Genomic DNA, 17,005 nt, shown 5'->3' with positions numbered 1-17,005 from the left:
TAATTAAAATCAATATATAAATGAAGTAGATAGCGATAAAAAGGAAACTAACTAAAACTAAAAAACTAAAACTTAAGAAAATGAAAAACAAAACAAAAACTCTAAAACCAAAGGCAATTGGTTCTAAAGTACTACTAACTTTTGTGTTGTTGTTCTTCACTTTTAGTGCAATAGCACAAGAACTAGAAGTAAAAGGAACAGTAACAAGCTCTGATGATGGTTTACCCATTGCAGGAGTGTCTGTAGTAGAAAAAGGAACAACAAATGGTGTAGCAGCAGATTTTGATGGTAATTATGCTATAAAAACTAAAGTAGGAGCTATCCTAGAATTTAGTTTTATAGGAATGGAACCTAAATCTATAAAAGTAACTGGCAGCAAACTTAATGTTGTTTTAGATACAGATTTAGAAACTCTAGACGAGGTAGTTGTTATAGGGTACGGTACAGTTAAGAAAAAGGAACTTACCGGAGCCGTAGCACAAATAAAATCAGAGGCAGTAGAACAATTTATTACACCAGATTTAGCTTCTGCTTTACAAGGGCAAGTAGCGGGTGTAAATATTACCGCAAATTCTGGAGAACCAGGAGAACAGTCTAGCATACAAATTAGAGGTATAACCTCTTTGTCTGGTACTAATACACCATTGTTTGTTGTAGATGGTATACCACAGCAAGGAGATCCTAGGTTAAGTGCAAACGAAATAGAAACTATAGATGTACTTAAAGATGCCGCTTCTGCAGCTGTATATGGTACTCGTGGTGCAGCAGGTGTAATATTAATTACAACAAAAAGAGGTAAAGAAGGAGCAATGCGTGTAGAGTTTAATCACTCTTACGGTATACAGGATTTAGGTAAAAATATACCACTTTTAAACACGAAGGAGCAGCTTTATTTTGAAACACAAATGAAGAAGTACTACCCACAAGCTTTTGATCCAGGTCCAAATAGAGCAGAGTGGTTAAGTAATGATAACGATTTAAGAGACATTGTTTTAATAAATAATACAGAAAGCAAAACCTATAATTTAAACATTTCTGGAGGTACAGAAAAATTTACTTACAACGTGGTAGGTGGTTATTTTGATGCAGATGGTGTACTTATTGGCTCTTCTTTTAGAAGGTATAATGGTAGAGCAAATACAACCTACAACACAGAAAACTGGAAAATTAATACAAGTATTGGGTATACATTAGAAGATAGAAACAGGGCAACAAATAGTTTGCTTACTAATGCTATACGCTACAAACCTTATTATCCTATAATTGATAGAGATTCCGATGTCTTTTTTACAGAGTCTGGTCAAGGTGGTGTAGAAACTCCTTTAAATACTTTAGCACAAAATTTAAAAAGAAGCGATAACCAAAAGACAGACAAAATTAATGTTAGTTTAAGTATTAACCGTAAAATTACAGACGATCTTAATTTTACAACTAGAATAGGTGCTAACATAAACAATAGTATTAGAAACATATTTAGACCAAGATTTGAGCTTTTTGATGTGACAACAGAAACATCTGAAGTAGATCCGTTAAAAAGTGGTGTATCTGCAGAATCTTCTAGATTAAGTGTTTTTAGCTGGGATGGTAGCTTTAACTATAAAAAATCTTTTGGAGACCATACGGTTACTGCTTTAGCAAGTACATCTTTTGATGAAAGAAATTTTCAGTCTTTTATAGCTTCTAGAAACGGAGTTATTTCTAACGAGGTAGAAGTTTTAAACAACGCAGGACAAGATCCTTTAGCAGAGTCAGGAATTAACTATGTTAGAAAAAATATAGGTTTAATAGGTAGGTTACAATACAACTACAAGGGTAAATATTTATTATCTGGTTTAATTAGAAGAGATGGTTCTAGTAAATTTGGAGAAAACTACCGTTGGGGTAACTTTCCTTCTATATCAGGAGCGTGGAATGTATCTAGTGAAGAGTTTTGGTCTTCTTTAAAAGGAACAGTAAATAACTTTAAAATTAGAGCCAGTCACGGTACTGTTGGTAATGATAGTTTTAACGATTATCAGTTTGCATCTGTAATCTCTGGAGAAAGAGATTATATTTTTGATCCTAATGATGCAGTTGTAAACTTAGGTTCTGCAATAGTAGCTTATTCTAATCCACAAGTAAAATGGGAAACATCAATATCTGATAATATTGGTATAGATTTAGGTTTCTTTAAAAATAAATTTACACTTACAGCAGATTACTACGTAACTAAAAAGGAAGATATGTTATTTCCTGTTAGGTTACCGGGATCTACAGGTGTTGTTTCTGGTCAGCCACAAAATGTAATTTTAAACATTGGTAATATGGTTAACAAGGGGTTAGAAATAGGCGCACAGTACAATGAAAAAATAGGAAAAAGCAAAATTACTATTGGTGCTACGTTTACTAAAAACTCTAATGAGATTACAAGTATTGTAGATGGTGTAGATATTATTTACAACTCTAATTCTCAAGTGCTTGGTTCTCCTGTTACAGTTTTTAAAGTTGGTAGAGAAGCAGCTTCATTTTGGTTACACCAAACACAAGGAACTATAAAAACAGAAGAACAACTGCTAGCTTACCAAGAATTAGATTCTAATGCAAGACTAGGTGATTTAATTTATACAGATCAAAAAACTGTCGATACAGATAATGATGGTATTGCAGATGCTGGCGATGGTAAAATTACAGATGATGACAGAGTATATTCTGGTAGCGGTTTACCAGATTTTGAGGCTGGTTTAAACTTTACTTGGGCTTATAAGAATTTCGATTTTTCTATGAACTGGTACGCATCTGTAGGAGCAGAAATTATAAACGGTACAAAAGCAGATGCTTTTACTAGAGGTCGTCACAGAGATCTATATAATATGTGGACACCAGAGAACCCAACATCTAATGTACCTTTTTATATAGACCGTAATGGTAGACACCCAAATTATGATGGCGATACAGATATGTGGGTAGAGAGCGGAGATTACCTAAGACTTAAACAAGTTTCTTTAGGGTATAGCTTAGATAAAGATATGTTAATGAGAAACGGAATTTCTAAATTAAGAATCTATTTTTCTGCACAAAATCCGTTAACAATTACTGGTTATGATGGTTATGACCCCGAAGTAGGTGGGGGCAATGTAGCACAAAGAGGACTAGATTTATCTAGATTTCCATTAACATCTTTGTATTCACTAGGTATTAATATAAGCTTCTAAACACAACATTATGAAAAAGTATATAATTATAATCGTATTAATTGCGACAGGAGTTTTTCAATCCTGTTCAGATTATCTAGAAGAAACCAATCCAAATTTTTTATCTTCAGATACATATTGGAGAACTCTAGAGGAATCAGAGTCTAATCTTACATCTTTATACGGCGGTATGTTAGACCATAACATACTAGGTTTAGAAGAGGAATTTTATCGTACAGATTTGGCACATCCAGGACCTAGAAATAATCCAACTGGTGCTTATTTACCTTGGTACCAACATCGTTTAACTTTTGATAATCCTATTGTTCAAAAAAGATGGGATTCTAAATACAGAGTAATTTGGAGAGCTAACCAAGTTATAGAGGGTTTAAACTCTATGACAGATGATCTTAAATCTAAAAAAAGATGGACAGAACAAATGGCACAAGCACGTTTTTTTAGAGGTTTAATGCATTTTTACTTACATTCAACTTTTAATGAAGGAAAAATTATTATTAGAGAGTCTGCACCAAAATCAAATGCAGAGTACTCTAAAGCATTATCTACATCAGAAGAAGTAATAGCTTTTTTTACTGAAGATTTAGAGTATGCTTATAATAACTTACCATTGCAAATGGAACCTAAATCTAGAGTAGATGCTGGTGCAGCTGCAACTATATTGGGAACTAGTTATTTGTATAGGGGAGAGTATGATAAAGCAAGTACTTATTTTAACGACATTATTAACAATGTAAGAGGTGATTATGGGTATGAGTTAGAGCAAGATATTTCTAAAATGTTTACCACTGCTGGTGAGTTTAACTCAGAATCTATTTTTGAAATTAACTATGCAAATGATCAACAATTAGAAGATGGCTTTTTTAATGAAGAATCTTTTAATAACAGATTGGCACGTAGAACAGCACCAACAGCTAGGCACGCAGAAGAAAAATTAGCTATAGGCGGACAAGCACAGTTGTTGCCTTCTGCCTGGTTAACATATGCGTATTCTACAGAACCTATGGACACACAAGATCCTAGAAATTACATAGATGGCGATATTACTGGTACGCTTAAAACTATACCTTTAAGAGCGTCACAGACCATTGCTGTGGTTAATGATGAACTATCAGAATACTACGGTTATGTAGCACCACAAACTACAACTTTTGGTAACACAAGATTTTCTAATTATAAAAAATATACCAATCATATAGGGCATATAACCGAGTTTGAAACCTCTACTTCTCCTTGGAAATCTGGCAGAAACATAGTTATTAACCGTTTGTCTGGAGTGTATTTAATGCAAGCAGAATGTATGCTAAATGCAGGTAACGTAAGCGGAGCATTAAATTTAGTTAATCAAATACGTCAACGTTGGGGATTACAATTGTTGGGTATGCCAGATGGCAGTGCGCACGATTTTGATGGTGTTACGTATTCATCATCATCTTTAATGGAGCATTTAATGTATAAAGAATATCCTTTAGAGTTGTCTTTAGAAGGTTTTTCTACAAGGACTATAGATTTACGTCGTTGGGGAGTTACGTTAGAAAGATTTCAGGATTTAAGTACACAAGTATTTTCTGTAGCAGATTACACATATATTAGAACTAATGGTAAGGAAGCTGTTCGTAAACAAAGTTTATTGCAAACAGGTAATGGCCCTAAAAAATTCTCAGAGTATATAGATGCTGCATCGGCTTGGTCTGCTGGTCAAACAGGTTATTTTGATATTCCTCAAGGCGAAACACTTAACAATAATAAGCTTAACAACTAAAATATAAACCTATGAAAACAATACATAATAAAATAAAATGTGCTGTAGCATTAACGGTGTTATGCTTTACTGTTAGTTGTTCAGAAGAAGATGATTATGAGCCACCATACGGAGACTTTTCTAGTATTACCATTTGGACCTCTTTTGATCTTGATGAAAACGAAGAAGAAAAAAGAGTTGTAGCAGTAAACAAGTATGTTGCTTTTAACGATTTGTCTAGAGGCTTAATAAGTCACCAGTGGCAAATTGAAGATGGTATGCGGTATATGAATGGTAATTTTACCGCAGCAGATACTCTAAACTATGCACGTTTTGTAAAATCTGGCGTAGGAAAAAATTCTTCAGATGAATTAATTTATGTGCTTTTTGATGAGGTAGGAGAAAAAAATGTAAGACTCATAAATACCTACAAGGACTCTGTAGCAGAATCTGTAAAAGTAGATGATGTTTGGAAAGTAGATAAAACAATAACAGTTAATGTATTAGAAGAATAAAGTTTAAAGGTTCCGTTTCAATTTAATATTGAAATGGAATCTTTTTTTTAGATAGAAATAAGCATTATTAAAATAAAAATGAATACCCTATGAAAAAAGCTCTTAACCTAATAGCTCTTTCTTTTGCATTGGTTGCATTTAGTTGTAAAGAAAAACCCAAAGAGGAGAAAAATGTTGTTGTAGAAGAAAACAAAGAAGTAAAGCCTAATGTTGTTGTTATTTATTTAGATGATTTAGGATATGGTGACATTAGCTCATACGGAGCAACAGAATTAAGCACGCCAAATATAGATGCTTTAGCCTCTGGAGGCATAAAGTTTACTAACGGTTACGCTTCTTCTGCAACTTGTACACCTAGTAGGTATGCTTTATTAACAGGTATGTATCCTTGGCGTAATAAAGATGCAAAAATATTACCTGGTACAGCACCATTGTTAATTAGCACAGAACAACAAACACTACCTAAAATGCTTAAAAACCAAGGATATCAAACGGCAATAGTTGGTAAGTGGCATTTAGGTTTGGGTACAGGAAATGTAAATTGGAATGAGCGTGTTTCTCCAGGACCTAATGAAGTTGGTTTTGATGATGCTTACATATTAGCAGCAACACAAGACCGTGTGCCAACGGTTTATATAAATAATGGTAATGTTGTTGGTTTAGATCCTAAAGACCCAATAGAGGTTAATTACAAAACTAATTTTGAGGGGGAACCAACTGCTATAGATAATCCAGAAATGGTAGATATGAAATGGCACCACGGCCACAATAATAGTATTGTAAATGGTATTGGTAGAATTGGATTTATGAAAGGTGGCGAGGCTGCAAAATGGAGTGATGTGGATATGGCAGATCACTTTTTAGCTAAAGCACAAGATTATGTAAAAACACATAAAAACTCTCCGTTCTTTTTATACTATGCAATGCAGCAACCACACGTACCGCGTACACCACATCCTCGTTTTGCAGGTACATCTGGTTTAGGTCCAAGAGGAGATGTTATTTTAGAAGCAGATTGGTGTATTGGCGAGTTTGTAAAAACATTAAAAGAAGAAGGGCTTTTAGAGAATACTTTAATTGTTTTTTCTAGTGATAATGGTCCTGTTTTAAATGATGGGTATTATGATGATGCTGTAGAAAAAATAGGTAAACACGACCCAAAAGGAGGTTTAAGAGGAGGTAAGTATAGTTTATTTGAGGCAGGTACACGTGTTCCTTTTATTACCTATTGGAAAGGCCATATAAAACCTGGAGTATCTGACGCTATTGTTTGTCAAATGGATTTATTAGCTTCTTTAGCAACATTAACTGGTACAAAAGAAGCAACAACAGATAGTAAAGACTTAATGCAAACGTTTTTAGGAGAAACAGATAAGGGTAGAAATAATTTAGTGATAGAGGCAACCTCTAGAACTGCATTACGCAGTGGAAATTGGTTAATGATACCTCCTTACAAAGGCAAAACTTACCAAGAAAAAGTTGATATAGAAACAGGTAGTGGTCCAGATTTTCAGTTGTACAATTTAAAAGAAGACAAGGCGCAACAAAACAATTTAGCAAAAGCTAATCCAGAAAAGTTACAAGAAATGATTACTGAGTTTGAAGCTATTCGTGGTAAAGAATACAAAAATATACAACAACTTAAACTTAGGTAAATAGTGTGTTTTTTTTAATAATTTAGAATGAAATTAATGAGATTTATAAAGAGTAGCCTGTATGTTGTTTCTGCCTCATTGCTTTTTTTAGCTTGTAAAGAAACAAAAAAGCAACCTGAAGCAACAGTTGTAAAAGAAGAAGCCGTACAACCAAAACCTAATATTATTTACATTTTGGCAGATGATTTAGGGTATGGTGATTTAAGTAGTTATGGTCAGGTAAATTTTAAAACACCAAACATAGATAAGCTAGCAGAAAGGGGTATAAAGTTTACACAACACTATACCGGTTCTGCGGTATGTGCACCGTCTAGATCTTCTTTAATGACAGGTCTGCACACTGGGCACACGCCTATTAGAGGTAACAGAGAATTAAAGGGGCAAGAAGGGCAGGAGCCTATACCAGCTTCTAGCGTTACCATAGCTGAGGTTTTAAAAGAAGCAGGCTATACTAATGGTGCTTTTGGTAAATGGGGATTGGGTTATATAGGTTCTACAGGAGATCCAATAAAGCAGGGTTTTGATGCCTTTTATGGGTACAATTGTCAGCGTATGGCACACCGTTACTATCCGCCTCATTTATGGAAAAATGAAGAAAAAGTGCTTTTAGAGGGTAATGATTATACCAATATGGTAACCTATGCACCGGACCTTATACAAGAAGAAACTTTAAAGTTTTTAGAAGACAATAAAGACAAACCATTTTTTGCTTATGTACCTTTAGTTTTGCCACACGCAGAGTTAATGGCTCCTAAAGATTCTATTTTTAAAAAGTACGATGGTAAGTTTAAAGAAGTACCACATACCACTAAAGAAAGTTACACATCAGATTATGGTGCAGATATAAACCCAACAGAATATAGCTCACAAGACAAGCCATATGCAATGTATGCATCTATGGTAGATAGGTTAGATGTGTATGTAGGGCAAATTGTAGCTAAGGTAGAAGAACTAGGTATTGCAGACAATACAATTATTATGTTTGCTAGTGACAATGGTCCACACAAAGAAGGTGGTGCAAATCCGGTTTATTTTAATAGTGGAGGCGGATTAAAAGGTGAAAAAAGAGATTTGTATGAAGGTGGTATACGTACTCCTTTTATAGCAGTTTGGCCTAACAAAATTAAAGCAGGTACAACCACAACTATGGTTTCTGCTTTTTGGGATATTTTACCAACAGTAGCAGATATCACAGAAACTACAATTCCGGTAGAGGTAGATGGTATTTCTTTAGTACCAACGTTACTAGACCAAGGCGAGCAAAAACAACATAAGTATTTGTATTGGGAATTTAATATTCAAAAAGGTAGAAAAGCAGTAAGAAAAGGCGATTGGAAAGGTGTTTGGTATAAAATGAATGCAGCAAAACAAGGTAAGTTTGAGCTGTATAATTTAGCTACAGACCCTAAAGAAGAACACAATGTTGCTTCTGCAAACTTAAATTTAGTTGCAGAGTTGAAACAAATAATGAAAGATTCTCATACCGAGTCGGAGTTGTTTCCGTTTAAGTAAACTTGAGATTTTACATATATAAAAGTCGTGCTTGTTAGCACGACTTTTTGCTTTAACAAGACTAATGTTTTAAGATGATTCTCTAACAATAAGCTTAGCCTCTAATATCTTTTTATTTAATTGCTGTGTAGCTGTTTTTTTGTCTGCATATTCTAAAAAGGTTTGTGCAGCAATTTTACCAATTTCTGCACTATGCTGGTCTACAGTTGTAATAGTTGGTGTAACCATTGTGGTAAAGGGTTCGTTACCAAAACCAACAAGCGCAATAGTTTTGGGTACTGCAATATCTTCTTCTTTCAAAACTTGCAAAGCACCAAGAGCAGCATAATCACTAGCAGCATATACAGCATCTGGTTGGTTTTTAAGTGCTAGTAACTTTTTCATTTGTACTCTGCCATCTTCAATAGTAAGGTTACTTTCACTCACATAATCATCAAACAAAGTAAGTTTGTGTTTTTGCAACGCATCAACATAACCTCTAATTCTGTTGTTAAAAATACGTGTGTGTTTAAATCCGCCTATATGAGCAATATTTTTACGGCCTTGTTGTACCAAATGGTCAACAATCATATGGCTACTATCATAATCGTTAATACCAATATAATCTACATTTAAATCGTTTTCACCTCTATCAAACAAAATAAGTGGTATGCCTTTAGTTTTTATCTTTTCAAAAAAATCTAAGTTTACCGTTTCATTTGCCATAGATGCAATAATGCCATCTACTTGTGTAAAAAGTAGGGTGTCTATATTGTTACATTCTTTTGTGTAAGACTCGTTAGACTGTGTTACAATTACATTATAGCCTTTACTATTTAAAACCTCTTCTATATTTTGTAAAACCGATGAAAAGTAAGAGCTATTTGTGCTTGGTACCATAACACCCACCAAATTACTTTTACCACTACGCAGGGCACTAGCAAGGTTATTTGGTTGGTAATCTAAATCTTTTGCTATTTTTTTTACAGCCTCTTTTGTCTTTTTACTAATACGAGAATCATTACGTAAAGCCTTACTAACAGCAGCGGTAGATATGTTTAGCTTACCAGCAATATCTTTAAGGGTGGTTTTTTTGTTTGACAATTTTTAATATATTTGCTTAATCGATTAACCAAAAGTATTGAAAATACAATTACAATCAAAGCTATAGTTGTTTACAACGCAGTTTTGATTTTATTTTACCCCAATGCTTAATCGATTAAGCAATTGCCAATTTTTTTAAAAAATATAAAAATGAGTAAAGTAGTCACCTTTGGAGAAATTATGTTGCGTTTGTCTACGCAAAGACATTTGCGCTTTTCGCAAGCAAATAATTTTACAGCTACGTATGGCGGTGGCGAGTTTAATGTTGCTGTATCTGTAGCTAACTATGGTTTAGAGGCAGAGTTTGTTACACGCTTACCAGAGAACGATTTAGGTAACACAGCACTAATGGAAATTAAAAAACGAAATGTACAAACCAATAACATAGTTTTTGGTGGTGAGCGTTTGGGTGTTTATTTTTTAGAAACAGGTGCGGGTACTAGAGGTAGTAAGGTGGTGTATGACAGGGCAGATAGTGCAATGGCAACTATTACACCAGGGACTATAAACTGGGAAGAGGTTTTTAAAGACGCTACCGTTTTTCATTGGAGTGGTGTAACGCCAGCAGTATCGCAAACGGCAGCAGATGTGTGTTTAGAGGCTGTAAAAGCTGCTAGTAAAATGGGAGTTTTTATAACATCAGACCTTAATTACAGAGCAAAATTGTGGCAATATGGTAAAGAGCCAAAAGATATTATGCCAGAGCTGTTATCTTACAGTAATGTTATATTGGGAGATTTAGACACCGCATTTTTTATGTCGGGCTTAGCACAAGAAAATCCAGATTACAATAACAAAGAGTCCTTACCTAGCTTGTATAATAAATTGTTTAAATTGTATCCTAATTTAGAAAAAGTAGCCACAACATTACGCTACTCTATAAGTGCATCTCACCAGCAAATTGGTGGTATTTTGTATGATAATGGAGCGCTTTATAGCGCTGCAATTAAAGATGTTACACCAGTTGTAGATAGGGTAGGTAGCGGAGATGCTTTTATGGGAGGTTTAATTTATGGCCTACTAAATAAAGAGTATAACGCACAACAAGCAGTAGATTTTGCAGTAGCAGCCTGTTGTTTAAAGCATACCATTGCCGGAGACATTAATTTGGTAACAGTAAATGAGGTAGAAAAACTAATGAGTGGCGATGCCTCTGGTAAAGTAGCACGCTAACACTTTAAAATAATAAAAACACAGCATACAATTATGGCACAATATAGCAGAATAGAAGTTTTTAATATAATGAATGAAACCGGTTTGGTACCTTTATTTTACCATTCTGATGTAGATTTAGCAAAAAATATTTTAAAGGCCTGTTACAATGGAGGTGCGCGTTTAATGGAATTTACCGCACGTGGAGATTTTGCTTTTGAAGTATTTTCTGAGTTAAACAAATACGCTATAAAAGAATTACCAGGTATGGTACTAGGTGTAGGCTCTGTAACAGATGCAGCAGCAGCCTCTTTGTATATGCAAATGGGAGCCAATTTTATAGTAACACCATCTTTTAGAGAAGACATTGCCATAGCCTGTAACAGGCGTAAAGTAATGTGGTCTCCTGGATGTGGTTCTTTAAAAGAAATAAACACTGCAGAAGAATTAGGCTGTGAGGTAGTAAAACTATTTCCTGGTGCAACCTACGGAGCAGATTTTGTAAAAGCCATAAAAGGCCCACAACCGTGGACAAACGTTATGCCAACAGGTGGTGTAACCACAGAAGAAGATAATTTAGCAGCTTGGTTTAATGCAGGTGTTACTTGCGTTGGTATAGGCTCTAAATTAATAAGTAAAGACATTATAGCTAATAAAGATTATAAAGGTTTAGAAGCTACCGTAAAACAAACTATAGCAGTAATTAAAAAGCTGAAGAAAAAATAATTTATCCCATTTTAGGGTTATACTAAACACAAACCATAAAACCATACTTGTAGTAGAGTGTGGTTTTTTTATGCCTAAAAGTTAAAGGTATTTTACATTTTAAGTTACAATAGCTACCATTTATAATTAATTCTGATACAATTACACATATCCGTAATTGTATAAAAAAAAATGTTTTTATATTGTAAGAAAATTAAGCGCTAAAAATAAAAATGTGCGTTTATTACACCAATATGGGGAATAAACGCAATGAATTGCGTTTATATATAGTTGTAATGCATTAAAACAAAATGTTCAAGAAAGACCAAAAAATATATGGATATGTCTTAGAAGATGAAAAATGGATTTCATTTGATTCTTGGTATTTAATGGATTTAGATGATGTTGATTATCGAGTTTGGAAGTCAAAATACGAGAAGCAGATTCACGTAAATAGAAATAAACTTAGCCCATTAGTTTATTTTAATAGAGGTCACAGAACTTATAGCTATTATTCAAAAAATGAGGGAGAAAAAAATAGTAACAACAGCCCTATTACATTATCACATTTATTACGTGAGAAAGTAATCTCAGAAAAAAAAGAAGCCCTGTTCAGTTTTTCAAACGAAAAAATGAATAAAAATGATAAAGTAAAATATCCATTTCAATTTAAGTTTAAGCAAATACAAATTGTTCCCGAAATTGAACATAATGGCGAAAAAAGAAGACCTGACATTGTAATCGAATTTGATGAACCAGCAGATTTAGCACTAAAATGGAATCATAAATTATACATAGAGGTAGTCGAAAAAAATGAAGTTCACGGAGACAAAATTGAATTCTATAGAAGTTTTACAGATGGAATCGGTGTAATAGAAATTCCATACAGTAAAGATTTTGATATTTTTAAAGGAAGGAGTTTTAAAAGTATTAGTAAAGTAGAAGCTCAATCTCTTGAAAGAAAAATAACAAACTATTTCAACAAATCAATTTGGGCAGATGTGATAGTTGACATTGCTTCTTCTAAATATATTAATTTCCAAAATGAGAATCAAGTATTATTAGAAAAGAAGAAACTAGAAACAGAAAACTTAGAATTAAAAGCCAAAATAAAGTCTTTAACTAAACGAACAGGAATCTTAAAATCTGAATTCGATAGAGTTAAAAATGAAAAAATATTGTTAACTAATAAAATAGAACATTTAGATAGACTTATGATAGATTCTAATAAAACAACTAATCAACTAAAATCAAAAATAAAAGGTTGGAATAATTCTTCTGTTTTTAACAAAATAGTAACCGGATTAAAGATAAAATAACGCATTACAAGACTGTATAAAAAACATAGAGCGTTTGTGCTAAACCGAAAGATCTGTGAATATTAACAAAGTCCGCTAAATATAAAATATGGCGTTTTATAGTAAAAAAGATAAAAGCAAAATATTTATATTTAGCTAAGTAATAAACCGGAACGAAAGTGCTTATCAACCGCACTACGTTTCTTATACTGAACGTTATGGACAATTTAAAAAAAACTTAATAAAATAAAAAATATGAAAAAAATAATTTTTGCAGTATTCTTGATATTGACATCATTTCAAATACTTTCAGCTCAAAAAAAAAGTGACTTTGACCTAATTACATCTGGAAAATGGCATCTTGAATATGTTGAAATGGCTGGACAAAAAATGAAATTACCTGTAGAAATGCAGAAAAATAGCTGGGTAATTTTTCACTCTGATGGAAAACAAGAAGGAATGGAAGAAGGTCGAAAATATATTGGGAAATGGAAATTTGACAAACTGAAAAAAATAATACGTACCGACGATTTAGATGGAAAAGTTGACCAGAAACTAATTTCAGTAACAGAAAATAAATTAGTTGTTTCTGTGAAAGAGCAAGGAGCCGATATGATAATGGGAATGACAAAATAACGCTACCCAACAATAGCTATAATTAATACGGGTTTTAATGCTTAACCCAAAGTTAAGAGCTAATAACCAAGTCCGCCAAATTTTTAATTTGGCTTTTAAATGAGAAAAAATTAAAAACAAAATATAAAAATTTGGCTCTGTGTTAATCCGAAAAGTTAGTGTCTTTTTACACGCTACGTTTCATACACAAGTCCGTTGTACGCAATTAGTGAAAACCAATAAAAATGGAATCTTATCTTTCAAAATATCAATTTAAGTCGATTGGCGATAATTTGCTTAAACATATTGTAACAACTGAATTTCATATTAGAATTGATATTGAGAATTTAGTCCTTCGCATTTATAGAGATAAAAACCTTTTAGGGTATGATGAAATATTAGACAAATACTCTGTTACTGAATCACCAGTTGCAATTAATTTCATTAAACTTTTAATATTATCTGATTATTCATTAAAAGCGTTTAAGGCTAGGAAAAGAATAAATACTCAGTTTGCTTGGCGATTAGCATTTGATTGTTTGACATTTTTCAAGAAAGACGATTCAACTGCTGGCATTGGCTCACAAGGCTTTTTATCAATCGAATTATACAGATTTGAATCTGAAAGAAATCGAAAGATATTAAGACTTCATATTTGGGATGAATCATTTGCTCATAATTTTCAAAACAATGATTTTGGAAAGTATAAGGTTCATTCACACCTATTCAGTGCTCAAAGTCACGTATTAGCTGGTAGTATTTTAAATGAAAGGTATGAAGTTTTAAATTCAGACAAGCCCTCAGACCATAGCCTATATCGAATAGATTGGAAATCAATCAAAGATAATAACGGTTTTTCAAAAAGAAAATCAGAATTAAATGTAGACACAAGTGATGTCAGACTGAGAAAAACTTCAAGTGAAACAATTACTATGGGACAAGAGTATTCTGTTTCAATAAATGAATATCATAGCTCTCAATCTATCACACCGCTCACAGCTACATTATTTTTATTTAACTCTGATGAGGGGTTAAATGACTTATCAAAGGTTGTAGGTCCAAAAAACGACCCAGAAACAGGCTTTAAATATGAACAAATAAATATTATCCCTAGCCTCTATGATATTGATAGAGAAATCAAAAAATATTATAATAAACAGAAACTTCTTGCATTACATTGGATGAGAAAAATTCATACTCTTGAACATGCTCATAGAATCGAATCGAGACATTTGAATACTTTTTCAGAAATTCTTTCTTGGTCAATAGTTGGAATACCAGCCATTATTGCTGGACTAACATTTTATTTGAAGCAAATGCCTAACGATAAAGAAAACTTTATTGTGTGGGTTGCTATTTTAGCTGGTATTAGCACTTTACTTGGTACAATTAATAAAGTTATTAAGCCCAGTAATTTAAGTGAAAAACATAGGTTAAACTCAGAGAAATTTGAACATCTTAGACACAAGTTAGAAAAATATATTGTGTTCAATAATGATGAAAGATTAGAGCTAGTTTTGGATGAAATACAAAGAGATTGGAAAGATTTGACCCTTCATAATGTCAAAGAATATAATTTCAAACGTGCATCAAAAATGATACAAAATATGAAGGCATATCCTAAAAACTTAGCTTTCTTAAAGGAATAAAATAAAAGCGTACAACAAAGTACTGTGGTAAAAACCAAGTAAAAATTCACTAATTTTTAGCTAAAGTACTTATGTAAGTATCATCATATATTAATCTATATTTGATTATAAATAGCTATTTATGAGGAGTTTATAAGTGTAAAAGTGTGGAGGTTAGTAGATTTTCTGTCCAGTTTTTATTTGCTAAATAAGGTTTATACACGCAAGGTACCATATACAAAACAGTCATACACAATTATGAAGAAACTTTTTTCAATCATTTTATTACTTTTTTCTTATCCAATATTGGCTCAAGAAATAGATACTGCACAGGTTAAATTGATACGTTACGAATGGAGAATTGATAAAAAATCAAAAGACAGCACATTAGCCGGAACATTAAAAGAATATAAAAGCGGACTATTCAAAATCGAACGTGAACGCCTATCGGACGAAAAATCACCATTTGGAAGCTATTATATATCGGGTCCAGGTTATGAAACAAAAAAAGAGAGTCCAGAATTTAAGTATATAGTAATTACAGTTGGTAATACTTATAGGAGAAACTACTTTGATGAATATGGATATTTAGACAGCATCTACCAAGAATCCTACATAGATGGACAAAAGAAAAAGTGGAATATTAAAATAGAAAAAAAATACAAACGGAAAGGAAAATTGGAATACTTAATTGATGCAGACGGAAATAGAAATATTTACTCTTACAATGCATTTGGGAAATTAAAACGAATCGAACAATTTAAAGATTCTGTTCTAAATAAAATTAGCTTCTTTAAAAATAATGATTTGACAAGTGAAAAATTCCCAACGAGAAGAAAATACAAAAAGGACAACTTTTATGAATATGATAAAAAACATAGAATAGTAAAAAGGGATGATGACGATTACGATTGTTACAGATATTTCTATAACTCTTTTGGGATTGAAAGAATTGAAAGAATATACAAAAAGCGCAACGCGATTATGGAATACCGAACATTCAAATATAATGCCCAAGGACAACTAATAAAACAATACTTTTTTGGGCATAAAAATAAATTACAGTCTGAATACCACTATACGTATAAATAACTACAGGAACAATAGAATAATTACAATTAACACAACCTAAACGTAATGCGGACTTTAGGGCAAAACCGAAAGGTCTGTGTATATTTATGAGGTCGCTAAATCTTATGGATTTGGCTTTGGACAAGAAAAAATAAAACTAAACAATAAGCTTTAGCTACGTGCGCAAACGGAAACGAAAAAGTTTCCTTGCCCCCGCACTACGCTTAGCCAAACCGTTACCAAACATTTGAAATGAAAAAACACCAAGTCATATATTCTAAGATTAAAGAACTTTTGAAAAACCATTTTGGGAGTGACTTAAAAGAATATGAAGAGGGCGACCACATAACAATTGGTGATACGGGAGTATGGATTTCTTGTAACGAGAGAGAGCTGACGGTTGGATATGTATTAGTATGCCAACATTTTGACCCAGACTATGATGATATTCAAAATGCAATTGACAGGTTTTTCAATTTGCTGACTAAAAGAAGGCGAATTACTAAATATTATAAGGGCAGTTTTTCATATAAAAACAAGATTGAACTTATTCTAAACGATTCAGAATTTGAAAATTTAGGAACCGCAATGACTTGGTTGTTTCCCTATTGGAAAAGGACCAAGAAAGAAGTGCAATATGAAGAAAATTTAATTGATTCTTCAGCAATAGTTGTAGAAATAGAGGAAATAAAAAACTATGCGCAACACGGTATACAGTAAATAGTTTGTTTTGTAGTTTATGTAAGATGAGTGCTATTAACGAACAACGCCAAATCTTTTGATTTGACTTTTAAAATGAAAAAATTAAAACAAAATAAATCCCGAAGCGTCGGAATTGCTAA

Annotated in this window: 13 protein-coding genes; 12 read left to right on the top strand and 1 reads right to left on the bottom strand. The window is 32.8% G+C overall.

Translation table 11 applies throughout. The features are described from left to right. The first annotated feature begins 80 nt into the window (after window positions 1-80). From Q4487_RS14845 to Q4487_RS14825, 5 genes are all read left to right on the top strand, one after another. Entirely contained in the window at window positions 81-3,191 is a 3,111-nt protein-coding gene (locus Q4487_RS14845) for a TonB-dependent receptor (RefSeq protein WP_100896482.1), read from the top strand. A gap of 10 nt (window positions 3,192-3,201) precedes the next feature. After that, window positions 3,202-4,950: a RagB/SusD family nutrient uptake outer membrane protein gene (locus tag Q4487_RS14840; protein WP_303544215.1), complete on the top strand. Its 1,749-nt coding sequence runs from the start codon at window positions 3,202-3,204 to the stop codon at window positions 4,948-4,950. A gap of 11 nt (window positions 4,951-4,961) precedes the next feature. Beyond that, complete coding sequence (locus Q4487_RS14835) at window positions 4,962-5,444, top strand: hypothetical protein (RefSeq protein WP_303544218.1); 483 nt, start codon at window positions 4,962-4,964, stop codon at window positions 5,442-5,444. A gap of 89 nt (window positions 5,445-5,533) precedes the next feature. Further along, on the top strand, window positions 5,534-7,099 hold the full coding sequence (locus Q4487_RS14830) for an arylsulfatase (RefSeq protein WP_303544221.1): 1,566 nt from the start codon (window positions 5,534-5,536) through the stop codon (window positions 7,097-7,099). A 27-nt stretch (window positions 7,100-7,126) separates the two neighbouring features. Next, entirely contained in the window at window positions 7,127-8,611 is a 1,485-nt protein-coding gene (locus tag Q4487_RS14825) for an arylsulfatase (protein ID WP_303544224.1), read from the top strand. 69 nt (window positions 8,612-8,680) lie between these two features. Here Q4487_RS14825 and Q4487_RS14820 read toward each other — a convergent pair whose 3' ends face one another. Continuing rightward, window positions 8,681-9,694 carry a LacI family DNA-binding transcriptional regulator gene (locus Q4487_RS14820; RefSeq protein ID WP_303544227.1) on the bottom strand — a complete coding sequence of 338 codons (1,014 nt, stop codon included), beginning with the start codon at window positions 9,692-9,694 and terminating at the stop codon, window positions 8,681-8,683. A gap of 150 nt (window positions 9,695-9,844) precedes the next feature. On the opposite strand from Q4487_RS14820, the gene Q4487_RS14815 reads away from it, so the two are divergent. From Q4487_RS14815 to Q4487_RS14785, 7 genes are all read left to right on the top strand, one after another. Next, complete coding sequence (locus tag Q4487_RS14815; RefSeq protein WP_303544230.1) at window positions 9,845-10,867, top strand: sugar kinase; 1,023 nt, start codon at window positions 9,845-9,847, stop codon at window positions 10,865-10,867. 33 nt (window positions 10,868-10,900) lie between these two features. Next, complete coding sequence (locus Q4487_RS14810) at window positions 10,901-11,572, top strand: bifunctional 4-hydroxy-2-oxoglutarate aldolase/2-dehydro-3-deoxy-phosphogluconate aldolase (protein ID WP_100896476.1); 672 nt, start codon at window positions 10,901-10,903, stop codon at window positions 11,570-11,572. Between the two features lie 290 nt (window positions 11,573-11,862). Next, a complete protein-coding gene (locus Q4487_RS14805) occupies window positions 11,863-12,870 on the top strand; it encodes a hypothetical protein (RefSeq protein ID WP_303544233.1) in 1,008 nt (335 codons plus the stop codon). 234 nt (window positions 12,871-13,104) lie between these two features. Further along, entirely contained in the window at window positions 13,105-13,485 is a 381-nt protein-coding gene (locus Q4487_RS14800; RefSeq protein ID WP_303544236.1) for a hypothetical protein, read from the top strand. Between the two features lie 224 nt (window positions 13,486-13,709). Then, entirely contained in the window at window positions 13,710-15,113 is a 1,404-nt protein-coding gene (locus Q4487_RS14795; RefSeq protein ID WP_303544238.1) for a hypothetical protein, read from the top strand. 237 nt (window positions 15,114-15,350) lie between these two features. After that, window positions 15,351-16,184, top strand: coding sequence for a hypothetical protein (locus Q4487_RS14790; RefSeq protein WP_303544241.1), 834 nt, complete (start codon window positions 15,351-15,353; stop codon window positions 16,182-16,184). Window positions 16,185-16,415: 231 nt separating this feature from the next. Further along, on the top strand, window positions 16,416-16,883 hold the full coding sequence (locus Q4487_RS14785) for a hypothetical protein (protein WP_100896472.1): 468 nt from the start codon (window positions 16,416-16,418) through the stop codon (window positions 16,881-16,883). Window positions 16,884-17,005: the final 122 nt, after the last annotated feature.

It is taken from the genome of Cellulophaga sp. 3_MG-2023, assembly GCF_030546975.1.
Lineage (GTDB): Bacteria > Bacteroidota > Bacteroidia > Flavobacteriales > Flavobacteriaceae > Cellulophaga.
The sequence above is the reverse complement of the archived record's forward strand: the minus strand, read 5'-3'. Positions and strand labels throughout refer to the sequence as shown.